We start from the raw sequence: 15,356 nt of genomic DNA on the forward strand, positions 1-15,356 counted from the left end.
GATTGAGGGAGAAAGATATGGCCAGACCGGGCGCACACGAGGCGTTGATCTATCTGATGGTTGTAACGTCGGCGTCCGACCGCGACATGACCGACGCCGAACTCGCACGCATCGGCGAGGTGGTGCGCACCTGGCCGGTCTTCGAGGATTTCAGGCAGAACGACCTGGTCCGTGTGGCGCAGGACTGCCAGCAGCTTCTGCACGAGGATGGCGGGCTCGACGGAGTGCTCAAGCTCGCCCGCCAGGCCATCCCCGAAAGGCTGCATGACACCGCCTATGCTGCCGCATTCGAGGTCGCCGCGGTCGACCACGAGATGCGAATGGAGGAACTGCGCGTGCTGCAAATGCTGCGCCAGCATCTGAAGATCGACCAGTTGACGGTTGCCGCCATCGAGCGCGGCAACAAGGCCCGCACGCGGAGCCTGACATGATCGCCGGCAGGACCGGCTGATGACGGGCGGCATGCTGGAATCCCAGGCGACGATCCGCCTCGTCGCCTTCCTGGCGATCTTCGGCTCGATGGCCGCTTTCGAGCTCTGGTCGCCGCGCCTCGAAAGGCCGGAGATGCGCGGCGCGCTGAAGTCGCGCCGCTGGCTCACCAACCTGTCGATCGTCATCCTGTCGTCGGCGCTTCTGCGGATCGTGTTTCCCGCCGCCGCCGTTGGTGCCGCGCTGTGGGCCGAGGCCAATGGCTACGGCCTGATGCGCCTCGCCGGGCTGAACGGCGTCATTGCGGGCATCATCGCCTTCGTGGTGCTCGATTTTGCCGTCTGGTTCGAGCATCTCGTCAGCCACAAGATCCCGCTGCTGTGGCGCATCCACCGCATGCACCACGCCGACACCGGTTTCGACGTGACCACCGCGCTGCGCTTCCATCCGCTGGAAATCCTGCTCTCCATGCTGTGGAAGGCGGCCATCGTCATCGCCCTCGGTGCGCCGGTCGTCTCGGTGCTGATCTTCGAGATCGTGCTCAACGGCATCTCGATGTTCAACCATTCCAACGTCAGGCTGCCAGACCGCGTCGACGCCATCCTGCGGCGGGTCATCGTGACGCCCGACATGCACCGCGTTCATCATTCGACCAATCCGGCCGAGACCGATTCCAACTACGGCTTCAACTTCGCCTTCTGGGACCGTCTTCTGTCCACCTATGTGCATGCTCCTGCGCTCGGCCAGGAGGGCATCAACATCGGGCTCAACGAGTATCGCGACGACAGGCCTGCCGGCCTCTGGTGGTCACTTGTCCTGCCGTTCAGGCGGGTCGGCCGCCGGCTCAGTAGAAGCTGACAGGGAAATAGCGCAGGTACAGCTCGGCGAACCGGCCCTTTACGGCAATCTGCTGCAGCGCATAATCGAAGGCGGCGGTGAGCAGCGGATCGTCGATTTCCGTGGCAATCGCCAGTCCGGTGCCGAGATACTCGGGCGCCAGGTAGGGCCCGCCGACAAAGCGGCAGCAGCCGCCGGCGTCAGACCCGGCCAGCCAGAAGGCGAGCCGCATGCCGTCGCCGAACGTGCCGGCGATCTTGCCGGCCTTCAGGTCGGCCTGCAGCCAGTCCTGCCTGGTATAGGTCACCACCTGCACGCCGGGAAAATAGTCGCGCAGCATCTGCTCATGGCCCGAGCCCGCTAGCACGCCGATGCGCTCGCCCTGAACCTTGTCGTAGATCGGCTCCGAAAGCGCCTTGGTCTTGAGCATGGCGAAGCGCGCCGGAAACTGCAGGTATGGCCGCGAGAAGGCGTATTTCGAGCGCGATTCCTCGGTCACCGCGATGCCGGCTATGATCGCCTCGCCGCGGCCGCTGATCAGCGCCTGCTCCAGCCCCGCCCATGGCATAACCTGGACTTCGCATTTTTCCGAGATGTCGAGTTCGGTGCAGATCTCGCGCGCCAGGTCGATGTGGAAGCCGGAAAGCCGTCCGGCACCGTCGAGAAAGTTGAAGGGCGGAAAATCGGTCGTCGTCAGAAAGCGCAGGCGCTTCAGTCCGCTGAGATCGGGGCGTGGCAGCCGCTCCTTGCTGTCCCAGAACATGGGCGCCAGGGGCTCGGCCGCTTGCGCGGCGGTTGTGCCAAACGCCAGCGCCGTCATCAGCAGAACGATCGATCGAAATCTCATGCAGCGACCTTGTCGTGTCGTCCGGAAGGAAGGCTCACCCTATACGGCTTTTCGGGCGAAACGCCATGCACCGCAACCGAAAACTGCCCGAGTTTCTGGGACTCCTCTGCCCGGGAAATGCGTCCGGACGGCAGCGGGAGACAAGTCGCAAAAGCTGATCGGCAAGGACAAAAAATCTTCTATTGCGGGGGGTACGCAAGTTAAAGTATGATTAAGTAGTAGTTAAGTGTACGAAAGCAGAGTGGCGGGGAGCCGCAATGTATCGCGTAGGCTTTCAAGGTGGGCTCGGCCGTGGGGCTGTCTGAGCCGCCGTCATTTGCACGTTTGGCTCATCACAGCGACCGGTTGCAGGCGCACCCGCCCGCTACTGGCCCCTCCAGCGACAGACGGCGCATCGACGGGCGTCAGCGCCTCGCCTGCCAGCTGTTCCCCGAGCTGCTGGACTGGCTCCCCTTGCTGCAGCGTCTGCCGCTGTCCATCGATCAGGCCTCATGGATCGCCGCGCTCGCGCGCCGCAATGGCAACGGCTTCCAGTTCGAGCTGATCGATTCCGGGCTTGTCGGCGAAGTCGCCTTCTACCGTGCGCTGGCGGCTGAACTGGGGCTTGGCTTCACGGAGCGCATCGACCCTGACAGGCTGATCGTCAACGAAGCGGCAGCCCTGTCGCTGCTGCGCCGCGCCTCCTGGCATTTTCCCGTCAAGCAGGAAGAGCCCGATGGGTCGACGACCTATCTCGTTTCGCCCGATCGGCTCGATCCCGGTCGCCTGCGCCGTCTGGTCGAGCGATATCCGAGGATCAGGGGGCGCCTCAGGATTGTCGTCCCGAAGGAACTCAGGCGCGCGCTTTCCGTGCGCATGCGGCCGCTGCTGGCGCAGCAGGCGACCGGAGATCTCTTCGACAGGTTTCCTAAGTTCTCTGCGCGCATCGTCGCAAATGCCTGGCAGGGCTTCGTCGTCGGCGCAGTCCTCGTTGCGGTGCCGGCGGCCACCCTGCTGGCGCCGTTCGAAGCCTGGACGGCGCTGCATATTTTCCTGTCGTTCTTCTTCCTTGCCTGCGTCGGGCTGCGGTTTGCCGCACTCTGCTCGCCGCAGACGCATGCTACCGCTCCTATCTCCGCCGTGTCACGGGCGCGCCTGCCGACCTATTCCGTGCTCGTCGCGCTATACGACGAGGCCGAGAGCGTGCCGGGGCTCGTTGTCGCGCTCAAGGCGCTCGACTGGCCGCGGGACCGTCTCGACATCAAGCTGGTCTGCGAGGCCGATGACGCGGCCACGCTTGCCACGTTAGGGTCGCTGGATCTTCCGCGCCATTTCGAGATCGTCCGCGTCCCGGTCGGCGGACCGCGCACCAAGCCGAAGGCGCTTTGCTATGCGCTGCCGCTGGCAAGCGGCGACTACGTCGCCCTCTACGACGCCGAGGATTGTCCCGACCCCTCGCAACTCATTGCCGCGTTTCAGGCCTTCGAGGCGGCGGGGCCCGATGTCGGATGCGTCCAGGCACCGCTCGAGATCGCCAATTGGGGGGCGGGCCCCGTCGCCCGCATGTTCGGGTTCGAGTATGCCTCGCTGTTTCGCGCCCTGCTGCCGTGGCTGTCAGTCCGCCGGCTTCTGCTGCCGCTCGGCGGCACCTCGAACCATTTCCGCCGCTCGGTTCTCGACCGTGTCGGCGGCTGGGACCCGTTCAACGTCACCGAGGATGCCGATCTCGGCGTCCGCCTCGCCCGCTTCGGCTACCGCACGCAGACCATCGCCTGTCCGACCGTCGAGCCGGCGCCTGACAGTTTCGACATCTGGCTGCCGCAGCGGACCCGCTGGTTCAAAGGATGGATGCAGACATGGCTCGTCCACATGCGCGATCCGCTCCGCCTGGCTGGCGAACTCGGGCCAGGTTCGTTCCTCATCGCGCAGATACTCTTCGCCGGCATGGTGCTGTCGGCGCTTGCGCATCCCTTCTTGATCGTCACGGGGCTTGTGCTGCTGGTAGACCTGATGATGGAGCGGCCGATGGGGCTCTGGAAATCGATGCTGTTCGGCGTCGATCTGGTCAACGTCGCCTGCGGCTACCTTTCCTTCCTGCTGCTCGGCTGGCAGGCACTGGACAGGGCCGAGCGCAGGGGCTTCTGGAAGGTCGTTCTGTTCACGCCGGTCTACTGGATGATGATGTCGCTGGCCGCCTGGCGCGCGGTCTGGCAGATCTGCCGCCAACCGCACCACTGGGAAAAGACGCCGCACCCTGCCTGGTCCGGTCCCGTGACCGCCTCAGAGCAGCCGCGCACCGCCACCGATGATCTTCGGATCCGGCTCGCCGATCACGTCCATGTCGCGCCCGGTATAGTCTAGACTGCGCAGCACGTGGCCGATCACCTCGATGCGGGCGCGCCGCTTGTCGTTGGTCTTCACCACCTGCCACGGCGCATGCTTGGTATGCGTCTTCTTCAGCATGAGGTCGCGCGCCTCGGTGTACTCGTTCCATTTCGTGATGCCGGCCACGTCCATCGGCGAGAATTTCCAGCAGGTCAGCTTGCTGTGCACCCGATCGTGGAATCGCTTCAACTGCATCTCCTGGCCGACATTCAGCCAGAACTTGAAGAACTTGATGCCCTCGTCGACGATCTGTTGCTCGAAGCCCGGCGTCTCCTGCAGGAAATGCCGGTGCTGTTCGGGCGTGCAGAAGCCCATGACCGGCTCGACCCCGGCGCGGTTGTACCAAGAGCGGTCGAAGGCGACGAACTCGCCGGCCGTTGGAAAATGCTCGATGTAGCGCTGGTAGTACCATTGGCCGCGCTCGGTCTCGGTCGGCTTGGTCAGCGCCACGGTGCGCGCCGTACGCGGGTTCATGTAGTAGCGCATGGCGCCGATCGTACCGCCCTTGCCCGCGGCGTCGCGTCCCTCGAACAGGATCATCACCCGCGTCCCGGTCGCCTGCTGCCAGAACTGCAGCTTCACCAGTTCTTGCTGCAGCTTCTCGAGCTGCTTTTCGTAGTCCTTGGACTTGAGCTTCTTGTCGTAGGGATAGCCGTCGGATTCCAGCGCCTTGTCTTCGATCCAGTCCGGCAGCTTGGGGTCGTAGATGTCGAATTCGCGCTGGACGCCGTCGACCATGATCTTCAGCGCGTCCTTCTCGTCCCTGGCCGAGGCCTTGCCGGCACCTTTTTTCATCTGCGCACAACCTTTCCTGCTTTTGCAATCATGCTATTGGGTGCTCCCGGAGGGGTCCAGCGCGAACTTCGCTTCGTCGGACATCTGTTGTGGCAGGAAAGGGCTGATGGCCGAACCGAGACGCGATGAACAGGCCCGCCGCTTCAGCGCCCTCGTCGCCGGGCGGCTGGCGCAGAACCGCTGGACGCTCGTTGCCGGTATCATGGCCGTGCTTGCCGTCCACCATCTCGGGGGAGGGTCCTGGCAGCTGACCGCTGCCATTATCGTCATTCTGTTCGCTGTCACCGCGATCGCGCCCCGCCGCACGCGGGGTCAGCGCAAGGCCGACCGTGCCGCTGCCGCCGACCGCAACGGTCTCGACGGGCTGACCGCGCAGAGCCTCGCCGAGGCCGTCGGCGATCCGCTCGTCATCTTCGACGCCGCCGGCAGCGCGGTGCATGCCAACGAAGCCGCCCTCGCCGCCTTCGGCGTGATCGCCCCGGGCATGTCCATGATGATGAAGTTCCGCGCGCCGGAGATGCAGTCTCTCTTCGAGCGCGTGCGCACCGGCGTGGTGCCGTCCGCCGTGGTCGACTATTCCGAGCGCATTCCCATCGAGCGCGTCTATCGCGTCACCGCCTCTTCCATCGGCCGAGGCACCGGCCTCTTCGTCGTCGTTTTCAAGGACCAGAGCGAGACGCGGCGCATCGACCGGATGCGCGCCGACTTCATCGCCAATGCCAGCCACGAGATGCGCACGCCGCTCGCCTCCATCGCCGGCTTCGTCGAGACGCTGCGCGGGCCGGCGCGCGACGACGCCAAGGCGCGCGATCATTTCCTGCAGATCATGCAGAACCAGACCGCACGCATGGCGCGTCTGATCGACGACCTCCTGTCGCTGTCGCGCCTCGAGATGAAACCCTATCTGCCGCCCGGCGCCACTGTTGACGTTCGCCTGGTCCTGCAGAGCGTCATCGACTCGCTCGGCCCGCTGGCCGAAGAGTCCGGGGTCGTCATCGAGCGGCAGTTCGCCGACACGCCGGTCGAGTTGCGCGGTGATCGCGACGAGCTCTTCCAGGTCTTCGAGAACCTGCTCGAAAATGCCTGCAAGTACGGCCAGTCGGGCCACCGCGTCACCGTGTCGATCGAAACCGGGACGGCCGGCGGCACCGAGGTGGCGGTCACGATCCGCGACTATGGACCGGGCATCCCGGAAGAGCATATTCCGCGCATCACCGAGCGCTTCTACCGCGTCGACGTCGACACCAGCCGGGCCCAGAAGGGGACCGGTCTCGGCCTGTCGATCGTCAAGCACATCCTGACCCGCCACAATGCGCGGCTGAACATCAAGTCCGAAGTCGGCAAGGGTGCGACCTTCACGGTGCATCTGCCGCTCAAATAGCCCTCCAGGGCGCGGCAGCCCGGGTTCGGGTTCTTTTTTCTGTCATCTGGCTGGCCTATCAGCGATGATTGACCCTAGAGAGGCCCTGAGTCGCAAGACTGTGCTGGAACAGACATGACCGCGCATATCGTCCACTCCTTCGACGAGGAACTCAAGTTCCTATCCAACCGCATCGCTTCGATGGGCGGTCACGCCGAGCGCATGGTCGACCAGTCGATGTCGGCGCTGGTCAATTCCGACGCCGGCCTTGCCCGCAAGGTCATCGAGGACGACGTCTTTCTCGACGAGTGCCAGCGCGAGATCGACGACAAGTCGATCATCATCATCGCCAAGCGCCAGCCGATGGCGGACGACCTGCGCGAGATCATTGGCGCGATCCGCATTGCCGCAGACCTCGAGCGCGTCGGCGACCTCGGCAAGAATATCGCCAAGCGTGTCGTCGCCGTCACCGAGGCACGCCATCCGCTCAGCCTTTTCCGCGGCCTGGAGGCCCTGGTCGAACTGGCGCTGACCCAGCTCAAGGAAGTGCTCGACGTCTATGCCTCGCGGTCTGTCGATCGCCTCGCCCTGATGCGCGACCGCGACGAACAGATCGATGCCATGTACACCTCGCTGTTCCGCGAGCTCCTGACCTATATGATGGAGGATCCGCGCAACATCACGCCCTGCACGCATCTGCTGTTCTGCGCCAAGAACATCGAGCGCATCGGCGACCATGCCACCAACATTGCCGAGACGATCTATTACGTCGTCACTGGCGAGCAGATGCCCTCCGAGCGCCCCAAGGAAGACAAGAGCCACAAGGTCACGGTGTCCGGCGAGACCGGAGACTGACGCACATCGTCTTCCCATTCCGGTGCCCTGCCGCAGGTCGGGCCTGCCCTGGCGCCTCAAATGAGGTAGCATCGTCCAAGCCGGACCCAGGTTACGGCCGCCAGGAGGAGAAATGGGCCTCATCGAGGATATGGCAGCGACGAACCTGAACGAGGACGGTGTCGTCGCCTGCAGCGTCTATGAGGGCGGACGTCGCGTCGCCGACATCCAGGTCGATGAGTCCGGCGCGTGGACGAAGAAGGAGGGCCATGTCGTCTGGATCGGCCTTTGGGAGCCGAGCCGGGACCTTCTCCTGCGGGTGCAGGAGCAGTTCGGGCTGCACGACCTCGCCATCGAAGACGCCGAGCATCCGCATCAGCGGCCGAAGCTCGAGCAATATGGCGATGCCCTCTTCATCGTCGCGCGCACTGCACAGCTCATCCGCGGCCGCGTCTCCTTCGGCGAGACCCATGTTTTCGTCGGCAAGGGCTACACCGTCAGCGTCAGGCATGGCACCTCGACCTCCTACGCCGCGGTGCGCCAGCATTGGGAAACCTGCCCGACCGCGCTCGCCAAGGGCGAGGATTTCATCCTCTACGCCATCCTCGATTTCATCGTCGACAACTACATGCCAGTGCTCGACCAGATCCAGGAGGAGGTCGACGAGATCGAGGATCGCGTGCTGGCCCGGCCGATGACCGGGGCCGACATCGAGAGGCTCTACATGCTGCGCCGCGACCTCCTGCGCCTGCGCAATGCGGCCGCCCCGCTGGTCGAGGTCTGCCGCCGCCTGACAGGGACCGAGCTGCCGCAGATCCGGCCGGCCATGCACACGCTGTTCCGCGACGTCACGGACCACATCAGGACGGTACAGGAAAAGATCGACAATCTGCGCGAGGTGCTGGCCTTCGCCTTCGAGGCGAGCCTGCTCGTCGGCCAGAGCCAGGAGACGGCAATCGCCAAGAAGCTGGCTTCCTGGGCTGCCATCCTGGCCGTGCCGACGGCAGTCGCCGGCATTTACGGGATGAATTTCGCTGACATACCGGAGTTGAAGCTGACCTACGGCTATCCCGCCGTGCTCGGATTCATCTTCGTCGTCTGCTCCGTGCTCTACTGGCGCTTCAGGCGCAACGACTGGCTATAGGAGCCGGAAGCCTCAGCGGCTCCGGCGCCGCTCAGAGGCAGGCTGGAAGGCGATCTTGGAGTGGTAGCCGCAATAGGGTCCGCTTTCGCCGGCATCGTTGCCGCAGAAGCTGAAATCCTCGGTCAGCGGATCGCCGTTCGGCCATTTGCAGGTGTTCTCGGAGAGCTGCACCAGCTGTAGCCGGCGCGAAATCGGCACCACGACATTCTCGCTCGGCTGCGCCTGGTAGCGCACCACCGGATCGGTATCGAACTGAGCCTGCAGCGCATTGGCGCCGATCGAGGTCGTCACCGTGCGCGTCACGCTGGACGCGCGGCTGGTGCTCTTCGAGGCGCTGGCGCCCATGGTGGTCTTCTTCTGTCGGGCAGGGGCTGCGGTCGAGCGGCCGCGGCTCGACAGTTTCAGCCTGTGCACCTTGCCGATCACGGCGTTGCGCGTCACCGACCCGAGCTGGGCCGCGATCTGGCTCGCGCTCAGGCCTTCCGACCAAAGCTTCTTCAGAAGTTCGACGCGTTCGTCGGTCCAGTTCATTGTGGCACGCTCCTTTTCAGCGTGCGGAATCCGGAATCCATCAGCGCCCCGGCATCGCCGGGCGGACACTACATATACGCTGCTGATTAGGTTCGCCGCACGAAATATAGTCTTTTCTTGGTCTCAAACTACTCTATCGGCTGACTCGGTGACAAGAGTCCCCGATGCAACACCGATTGGTTTTTTTGGTTTTCCCCAACTTGACCGGCCGCGTTTGCGGGGTAGCGGGGATAAGCTGGGTCGCGCTTTCCTGCGCGACGTTTTCGTTGACTTCATGGCCAAAACCCACAATATGAACGGGTCGGCCGCCGCTTGGGCGGCTTTTTGATTTTTTGGCCGCTACCGGGATTTCCTGCGCCACGCGAGGCCGCCGCAATTCCCGACTGTTGGTTCCGGAGAGACATATAATGAGCGGTTCGGCGCTTTACGAGACTTTCGCGCGCGCGCCCCTCTCCTTTGAGCGGGGCGAAGGCAGCTGGCTGATCGCCGCTGATGGGCAGCGCTACCTCGATTTCGCCGCCGGCATCGCCGTCAATTCGCTTGGCCACGCCCATCCGCATCTTGTCGCCGCGCTCACCGAACAGGCCGGCAAGCTCTGGCATGTCTCCAACCTCTACGAGATTCCGGGCCAGCGCCGGCTCGGCGAGCGGCTCGTCGAGGCGACCTTCGCTGACAAGGTGTTCTTCACCAATTCCGGCGCCGAGGCGCTTGAGGCTGCCATAAAGACGGCGCGCCGCCATCACTATGTCAACGGCAACCCCGAGCGGTTCCGCACCATAACCTTCGAGGGCGCCTTTCACGGCCGCACGCTCGCCACCATCGCCGCCGGCGGCCAGGCGAAATATCTCGAGGGTTTCGGCCCCAAGGCCGACGGCTTCGACCAGGTGCCGTTCGACGACATCGACGCCGCCGAAAAGGCCATCACGCCCGAAACCGCAGCCATCCTGCTTGAGCCTGTGCAGGGGGAGGGCGGTGTACGCACATTCCCGGCGGAGTCCCTGAAGCGGTTGCGCGCGCTGTGCGACAAGCATGGCCTGTTGTTGATCTTCGACGAGGTCCAGTGCGGCATCGGCCGGACCGGCAAGCTCTTCGCCTATGAATGGTCGGGCGTCGCGCCCGACATCATGGCGATCGCCAAGGGCATTGGCGGTGGCTTCCCCATGGGCGCCTGCCTTGCAACGGACGCCGCTGCCGGCGGCATGACCGCCGGCGTCCACGGCACCACCTTCGGCGGCAATCCGCTTGCCATGGCGGTCGGCAACGCGGTTCTCGACGTCGTGCTGGAAGACGGCTTTCTCGACGATGTGACGCGCAAGTCGCTGCTCATCAAGCAGGGTCTCGCCTCCGTCGCCGACGAGTTCCCCGGCGTCATCGAGGAGGTCCGAGGCACCGGCCTCCTGCTCGGCCTGAAGTGCCGTGTGCCCAATGTTGCCCTCAACGCAGCGTTGCGCGAGCAGCACCTGCTCACCGTGCCCGCAGGCGACAATGTCATACGCCTGCTGCCGCCGCTCGTCGTCACTGACGACGAGATCCGCGATGCGCTCGATCGCATTCGGGCGGGCGCCGCGGCACTCTCGGCCGCACCCGTCGCTGCCGCCGGCTGATTTCCTGGAGTATTTGCAATGACCGGTGGTATCCGCCACTTCACCGACCTGTCCGCCGTTTCCGAAGGTGAGCTGCGCGGCATGCTGACCGACGCCTCGGCCCGCAAGGCACGCCTCAAGGCCGGCGAGCGCTCGCGGCCGCTCGACGGCAAGGTGCTGGCGATGATCTTCGACAAGCCCTCGACCCGCACGCGCGTTTCCTTCGACGTCGGCATGCGCCAGCTTGGCGGCGAGACCATCATGCTGACCGGCACCGAAATGCAGCTCGGCCGCTCCGAGACCATCGCCGACACTGCCAAAGTGTTGTCGCGCTACGTCGATGCCATCATGATCCGCACCACCGCGCATGAACGGCTCTTGGAATTGACCGAGCACGCCACAGTGCCGGTCATCAACGGCCTGACCGACGATACGCATCCCTGCCAGCTCATGGCCGACATCATGACCTTCGAGGAGCATCGCGGCCCGGTCGCCGGCAAGACCATTTCCTGGATCGGCGACGGCAACAATGTCGTACACTCGCTGCTCGAGGCGTCGGCCCGCTTCTCCTTCAATTTGCGCATCGCCGTTCCGGAAGGCAGCGAGCCGGAAGGCAAGTATGTCGACTGGGCCAGGGCCAATGGCGGCGACGTCACGATCATGCGCTCGCCGCAGGATGCCGCAGAGCAGGCCGACTGCATCATGACCGACTGCTGGGTCTCGATGGGCCAGGAGCACCGCGCCCGCGGCCACAATGTCTTCCTGCCTTATCAGGTCAATGCCGACCTGATGCAAAAGGCGAAGTCCGACGCCCTGTTCATGCACTGCTTGCCGGCGCATCGCGGCGAGGAAGTCACCGACGACGTCATCGACGGACCGAATTCGGTCGTCTTCGACGAGGCCGAGAACCGGCTGCACGCCCAGAAGGCTGTGCTGGCCTGGTGCCTCGGCGCTTGAAGCTTGGCCCGGTGATGCCTATCTCCGGCGCATCACCTACAACCATGGGCGTCTCGACGCATGCTTCCTGAGTGGCGGCATCGCCGCGCGCCGGAGACGTGTCATGCTGGAATCTGTGCAAGTGTCTGATCACGAAAGAAAACTCGGCGAATTCGGCTATGCCGGGGACGACCATGTCGTTCCCTTCGAGGTCGGCCCGCTCGACGCGCGCGGCCGCATCGTTCAGCTCGGCCCGCTGCTGGACGCCATACTCGAGCGCCACGACTACCCCGAATCGGTCGCCCGGCTTCTCGCAGAGGCCTGCGTGGTCGCAACGCTGCTCGGCTCGTCGCTGAAGTTCGACGGCAAGTTCATCCTCCAGACGCGCACCGACGGTCCTGTCGACATGTTGGTGGCCGACTTCACCACGCCAGGTTCGCTGCGCGCCTACGCCCGTTTCGACCCCGACCGGCTGGCCGAACTCGCTGCAGTTGGCGAAACCGCGCCCGAAACCCTTCTGGGTAGCGGCATCCTGGCGCTCACCATCGACCAGGGCGAATACACGCAGCGCTACCAGGGCATCGTTCAGCTTGAGGGCACCACCCTCGAAGAGGCCGCGCGCACCTATTTCAGGCAGTCCGAACAGATCCCGACCGAGATCCGCCTGGAGGTTGCCAAGGTGGTGCGCCCGGGCGAGCCCGAGCGCTGGCGTGCCGGTGGCCTGCTGGCGCAGTTTCTGCCCGAGTCTCCAGAGCGTCTGCGCATGCCGGATCTTCCGGGTGGCGACGGCGACACCGGGTCCGAGATGCCGTTCGACAATGCCTGGCTGGAAGTTCAGGCGCTGCTCGGCACTATCGAGCCGACCGAACTGACCGACCCGACCGTCGAGTCCGAACGCTTGCTCTACCGGCTGTTCCACGAGCACGGCGTCCGCGCCTTCCCCGGCGTCCAGGTCGCCGACGAATGCTCCTGCTCGCGCGAGCGCATCCGCGGCATCCTCGAAGGCTTCACAGCCGAAGAGATCGCCGAGAGTACCGAGGACGGCCGAATCTCGGTCGCCTGCGAGTTCTGCTCGCAGAGCTACGAGTTCGACCCGGCCGGGTTCTCGCCCGCCAACTGATGCGGCCAAGCCTCTCCCCGCCGGGGAGAGGCTTGGCCGCACGGCGGGTGTCCGTGTTTCCGGTCAGTTCACCACGCGCGGCTTGCCGGGCAGGTCGAGCGAGAAGGCCGGAATGGCGATGTCGAACTGTTCGCCATGCGCATTGCGCATCGTGTAGCGGCCGACCATGAATCCCGACGGTGTCGATAGCGGGCAGCCTGACGTGTACTGGTAGCTGTCGCCCGGATCGAGCTGCGGCTGTTCGCCGACAACCCCGGCGCCGCGCACCTCCTCGACCTTTCCGGCCCCGTCGGTGATGTGCCAGTAGCGCGACAGCAGCTTCACCGTGTCGTCAGACTGGTTGTCTATCGTCACCCGGTAACCCCACACGTAGCGGCTCTCGTCGGGATCTGACCGGTCGGCCATGTAGAACGGCTTGACCGTTACGGTGATGTTGCGCGTCATGGCGCTGTACATGGTCTGCTACTCCGCATCGGCACTCTAGATTCCCGCTTCCTGACCTGGCGTCAACCATTCCAGCGTTCGATTGTGATTTCCGCATGGCATCGTTTGCTGTCTACTGTCCGGCACGATTGGCAGGAAGAAACCGATGCTTGATGGCTGGGCGCGCGGGCGCCTCGATCCCTGGCTCGATGCGACGGCGGCACGGGTTGCCCGTACCGGCGTTTCGGCCAACGCCGTCACCATCTCGGCCTGCATTCTGGGCATCGCGGCGGCGGTCGCCATTGCCGGCGGTTACTTCTGGCTCGGCCTCGTGCTCATCGCCGTCAGCCGCTTCGGCGACGGCCTCGACGGCGCCATTGCCAAGGTCGATGGCCGGACCGATCTCGGCGGCTATCTCGACATCGTGCTCGACTTCGTCGTCTACGGCGTCATTCCGCTTGGCTTCGTCATATACGATCCGGCCGCCAACGGCCTTGCCGGCGCCGCGCTGCTCTTTGCCTTCTATATCAACGGCGCGAGCTTCCTTGCCTATGCGGTGATGGCCGAGAAGCGCAAGCTGATCACGGTGGCGCGCGGCGCCAAGTCACTGTTCTTCACCACCGGGCTGGCGGAGGCCACCGAAACCATCGCCGTCTTCCTCGCCTTCTGCCTGTTTCCGGCCTGGTTCCCGATTCTTGCCTGGATCTTCGCCGCGCTGACGCTCTACACGGCGCTGTCGCGCATCGTGCTGGCCTGGCGGACTTTCGCCTAGGAAGCGTTAGCCCGCTCGAGCGCCGCGCCGATATCGGCAATCAGGTCGTCCGCATCTTCCAGCCCGACCGAAATCCTGAGCGTTCCCGGCCCGATACCGAGCTCGGCACGCGCGTCTGGCGTCAGGTTCTTGTGCGTCGTCGTTTCCGGGTGCGTGATCAGGCTCTTGGCATCGCCGAGATTGTTGGAGATCTGCACGATCTGCAACGCGTTCTGGAAGCCGAAGGCCGACTTCTTGCCGCCTTTCAGGTCGAGGCAGATCAGCGTCGAGCCGCCGCTCATCTGGTTCTTGACGATGTCGGCCTGCGGGTGATCGGCGCGTCCGGGGTAGATGACCCGGCTGATGTCGCCGCGACCGGCCAGGAAGTCCGCGATCCGCGCCGCATTTTCCGTCTGCTGGCGCACCCGCACCGGCAACGTCTCCAGCCCCTTCAGCAGCGTCCAGGCGTTGAACGGCGACAGGCTGGGTCCGGTATGGCGGAAATAGTCGTGCAGGTTCTTGTCGATCCATTCCTTGTCCGACAGCACCACGCCGCCGAGGCAGCGGCCCTGGCCGTCAATGTGCTTGGTCGCCGAATAGACAACGATATGCGCGCCAAGTTCGAGCGGCTTCTGCTGCAGCGGCGTGGCGAACACATTGTCGACCACCAGCCGCCCTCCGACCGAGTTGGCGAGTGCGGCAACGGCAGCGATGTCGACGACCTCGAGCGTCGGATTGGTCGGGCTCTCGAGGAAGAACAGCCTGGTATTGGGCTGCACCGCCTTTTCCCAGTTGGCGATCTCGCGGCCGTCGACCAGCGTGCAGGCGATGCCGTAGCGCGGCGCCAGCGTCTCGACCACCCAGCGGCACGAGCCGAACAGCGCACGCGCCGCCACGATGTGGTCGCCGGCCTTCAGGCTGCACAGGATGGCCGCCGTCACAGCCGCCATGCCGGATGCCGTGGCGCGCGCATCCTCCGCGCCTTCCAGCGCGCACATGCGCTTTTCGAACATGTCGACCGTCGGGTTGGCGTAGCGCGAGTAGATGAAGCCGGGCTCCTCGCCCTTGAAGCGGGCTTCCGCAGCTTCGGCGCTGTCGTAGATATAGCCCTGCGTCAGGTAGAGCGCCTCGGAGGTCTCGCCGAACTGCGAGCGCAGCGTTCCGGCGTGAACCAGCTGCGTGGCGGGCTTCCAGTCGCGCTCATTCTTGGTCGTCATGGCTTGTCCCCAAATACAAAAAAACCGGCGGCGAAAAATCGCAACCGGTCCATACGGGCCTTCGGCCCCGACGGTCCTTTAGCGATTTGTTTAACGTGGCTGCAAGCCGACCGGCCAAATCACCACGGGATAAATGTCCATTAGACCCGTCCCCGGCTTGCGTCAATCTTGGCGGTTGCTAAACC

General features: G+C 64.6%; 15 protein-coding genes and 1 riboswitch. Of the genes, 10 read left to right on the forward strand and 5 right to left on the reverse strand.

Annotation, left to right across the window (positions count from 1 at the left end; genetic code table 11):
- Positions 1–17: 17 nt before the first annotated feature.
- Positions 18–431 (forward strand): tellurite resistance TerB family protein, encoded by a 414-nt coding sequence (locus ACT2BZ_RS11980; protein WP_457941195.1) that lies wholly within the window; start codon positions 18–20, stop codon positions 429–431.
- Positions 432–450: 19 nt separating this feature from the next.
- The gene (locus ACT2BZ_RS11985; protein WP_457941196.1) at positions 451–1,287 is read left to right on the forward strand and encodes a sterol desaturase family protein; all 837 of its coding nucleotides are present in this window, start codon (positions 451–453) and stop codon (positions 1,285–1,287) included.
- Here ACT2BZ_RS11985 and ACT2BZ_RS11990 read toward each other — a convergent pair.
- Positions 1,274–2,113 carry a transporter substrate-binding domain-containing protein gene (locus tag ACT2BZ_RS11990; RefSeq protein WP_457941197.1) on the reverse strand — a complete coding sequence of 280 codons (840 nt, stop codon included), beginning with the start codon at positions 2,111–2,113 and terminating at the stop codon, positions 1,274–1,276. The two genes, ACT2BZ_RS11985 and ACT2BZ_RS11990, sit on opposite strands and share 14 nt — an antisense overlap.
- Positions 2,114–2,566: 453 nt before the next feature.
- Here ACT2BZ_RS11990 and ACT2BZ_RS11995 point away from each other — a divergent pair, with 453 nt between their 5' ends.
- The gene (locus ACT2BZ_RS11995) at positions 2,567–4,453 is read left to right on the forward strand and encodes a glycosyltransferase (protein ID WP_457941198.1); all 1,887 of its coding nucleotides are present in this window, start codon (positions 2,567–2,569) and stop codon (positions 4,451–4,453) included.
- Here ACT2BZ_RS11995 and ppk2 read toward each other — a convergent pair.
- Complete coding sequence (gene ppk2 / locus ACT2BZ_RS12000) at positions 4,373–5,272, reverse strand: polyphosphate kinase 2 (protein ID WP_457941199.1); 900 nt, start codon at positions 5,270–5,272, stop codon at positions 4,373–4,375. The genes ACT2BZ_RS11995 and ppk2 overlap by 81 nt on opposite strands.
- Before the next feature lie 106 nt (positions 5,273–5,378).
- Between ppk2 and ACT2BZ_RS12005 the strand changes: the two genes are divergently transcribed.
- From ACT2BZ_RS12005 to ACT2BZ_RS12015, 3 genes are all read left to right on the forward strand, one after another.
- Positions 5,379–6,653: an ATP-binding protein gene (locus ACT2BZ_RS12005; RefSeq protein WP_457941200.1), complete on the forward strand. Its 1,275-nt coding sequence runs from the start codon at positions 5,379–5,381 to the stop codon at positions 6,651–6,653.
- A 114-nt stretch (positions 6,654–6,767) separates the two neighbouring features.
- Entirely contained in the window at positions 6,768–7,487 is a 720-nt protein-coding gene (phoU, locus tag ACT2BZ_RS12010) for a phosphate signaling complex protein PhoU (protein ID WP_457935392.1), read from the forward strand.
- Positions 7,488–7,599: 112 nt separating this feature from the next.
- Positions 7,600–8,610, forward strand: coding sequence for a magnesium and cobalt transport protein CorA (locus tag ACT2BZ_RS12015; protein ID WP_457935393.1), 1,011 nt, complete (start codon positions 7,600–7,602; stop codon positions 8,608–8,610).
- Positions 8,611–8,622: 12 nt separating this feature from the next.
- Here ACT2BZ_RS12015 and ACT2BZ_RS12020 read toward each other — a convergent pair whose 3' ends face one another.
- A complete protein-coding gene (locus ACT2BZ_RS12020; RefSeq protein ID WP_457935394.1) occupies positions 8,623–9,141 on the reverse strand; it encodes a GcrA family cell cycle regulator in 519 nt (172 codons plus the stop codon).
- Positions 9,142–9,548: 407 nt separating this feature from the next.
- Here ACT2BZ_RS12020 and ACT2BZ_RS12025 point away from each other — a divergent pair, with 407 nt between their 5' ends.
- From ACT2BZ_RS12025 to ACT2BZ_RS12035, 3 genes are all read left to right on the forward strand, one after another.
- Positions 9,549–10,745: an acetylornithine transaminase gene (locus tag ACT2BZ_RS12025; protein ID WP_457935395.1), complete on the forward strand. Its 1,197-nt coding sequence runs from the start codon at positions 9,549–9,551 to the stop codon at positions 10,743–10,745.
- Positions 10,746–10,763: 18 nt separating this feature from the next.
- Positions 10,764–11,681, forward strand: coding sequence for an ornithine carbamoyltransferase (argF, locus tag ACT2BZ_RS12030; protein WP_457935396.1), 918 nt, complete (start codon positions 10,764–10,766; stop codon positions 11,679–11,681).
- A 103-nt stretch (positions 11,682–11,784) separates the two neighbouring features.
- On the forward strand, positions 11,785–12,780 hold the full coding sequence (locus ACT2BZ_RS12035) for an Hsp33 family molecular chaperone (RefSeq protein ID WP_457935397.1): 996 nt from the start codon (positions 11,785–11,787) through the stop codon (positions 12,778–12,780).
- Between the two features lie 63 nt (positions 12,781–12,843).
- On the opposite strand, the gene apaG is transcribed toward ACT2BZ_RS12035, so the two are convergent.
- A complete protein-coding gene (apaG, locus tag ACT2BZ_RS12040; RefSeq protein WP_457935398.1) occupies positions 12,844–13,236 on the reverse strand; it encodes a Co2+/Mg2+ efflux protein ApaG in 393 nt (130 codons plus the stop codon).
- A gap of 133 nt (positions 13,237–13,369) precedes the next feature.
- On the opposite strand from apaG, the gene ACT2BZ_RS12045 reads away from it, so the two are divergent.
- On the forward strand, positions 13,370–13,975 hold the full coding sequence (locus tag ACT2BZ_RS12045) for a CDP-alcohol phosphatidyltransferase family protein (protein WP_457935399.1): 606 nt from the start codon (positions 13,370–13,372) through the stop codon (positions 13,973–13,975).
- Here ACT2BZ_RS12045 and ACT2BZ_RS12050 read toward each other — a convergent pair.
- Positions 13,972–15,171, reverse strand: a complete 1,200-nt coding sequence (locus tag ACT2BZ_RS12050; protein WP_457935400.1) for an O-succinylhomoserine sulfhydrylase — start codon at positions 15,169–15,171, stop codon at positions 13,972–13,974. The genes ACT2BZ_RS12045 and ACT2BZ_RS12050 overlap by 4 nt on opposite strands.
- A 58-nt stretch (positions 15,172–15,229) precedes the next feature.
- A riboswitch (SAM riboswitch) is annotated at positions 15,230–15,307 on the reverse strand.
- Positions 15,308–15,356 lie beyond the last annotated feature (49 nt).

The sequence above is a fragment of the Mesorhizobium sp. 10J20-29 genome, assembly GCF_054130485.1.

Excerpts from the sequence above, each read along its gene's own strand:
- ACT2BZ_RS11980 (WP_457941195.1), top strand. The coding sequence starts at position 18 with ATGGCCAGACCGGGCGCACACGAGGCGTTGATCTATCTGATGGTTGTA.
- ACT2BZ_RS11985 (WP_457941196.1), top strand. The coding sequence starts at position 451 with ATGACGGGCGGCATGCTGGAATCCCAGGCGACGATCCGCCTCGTCGCC.
- ACT2BZ_RS11990 (WP_457941197.1), bottom strand. The coding sequence starts at position 2,113 with ATGAGATTTCGATCGATCGTTCTGCTGATGACGGCGCTGGCGTTTGGC.
- ppk2 (WP_457941199.1), bottom strand. The coding sequence starts at position 5,272 with ATGAAAAAAGGTGCCGGCAAGGCCTCGGCCAGGGACGAGAAGGACGCG.
- ACT2BZ_RS12005 (WP_457941200.1), top strand. The coding sequence starts at position 5,379 with ATGGCCGAACCGAGACGCGATGAACAGGCCCGCCGCTTCAGCGCCCTC.
- phoU (WP_457935392.1), top strand. The coding sequence starts at position 6,768 with ATGACCGCGCATATCGTCCACTCCTTCGACGAGGAACTCAAGTTCCTA.
- ACT2BZ_RS12015 (WP_457935393.1), top strand. The coding sequence starts at position 7,600 with ATGGGCCTCATCGAGGATATGGCAGCGACGAACCTGAACGAGGACGGT.
- ACT2BZ_RS12020 (WP_457935394.1), bottom strand. The coding sequence starts at position 9,141 with ATGAACTGGACCGACGAACGCGTCGAACTTCTGAAGAAGCTTTGGTCG.
- ACT2BZ_RS12025 (WP_457935395.1), top strand. The coding sequence starts at position 9,549 with ATGAGCGGTTCGGCGCTTTACGAGACTTTCGCGCGCGCGCCCCTCTCC.
- argF (WP_457935396.1), top strand. The coding sequence starts at position 10,764 with ATGACCGGTGGTATCCGCCACTTCACCGACCTGTCCGCCGTTTCCGAA.
- ACT2BZ_RS12035 (WP_457935397.1), top strand. The coding sequence starts at position 11,785 with ATGCTGGAATCTGTGCAAGTGTCTGATCACGAAAGAAAACTCGGCGAA.
- apaG (WP_457935398.1), bottom strand. The coding sequence starts at position 13,236 with ATGTACAGCGCCATGACGCGCAACATCACCGTAACGGTCAAGCCGTTC.
- ACT2BZ_RS12045 (WP_457935399.1), top strand. The coding sequence starts at position 13,370 with ATGCTTGATGGCTGGGCGCGCGGGCGCCTCGATCCCTGGCTCGATGCG.
- ACT2BZ_RS12050 (WP_457935400.1), bottom strand. The coding sequence starts at position 15,171 with ATGACGACCAAGAATGAGCGCGACTGGAAGCCCGCCACGCAGCTGGTT.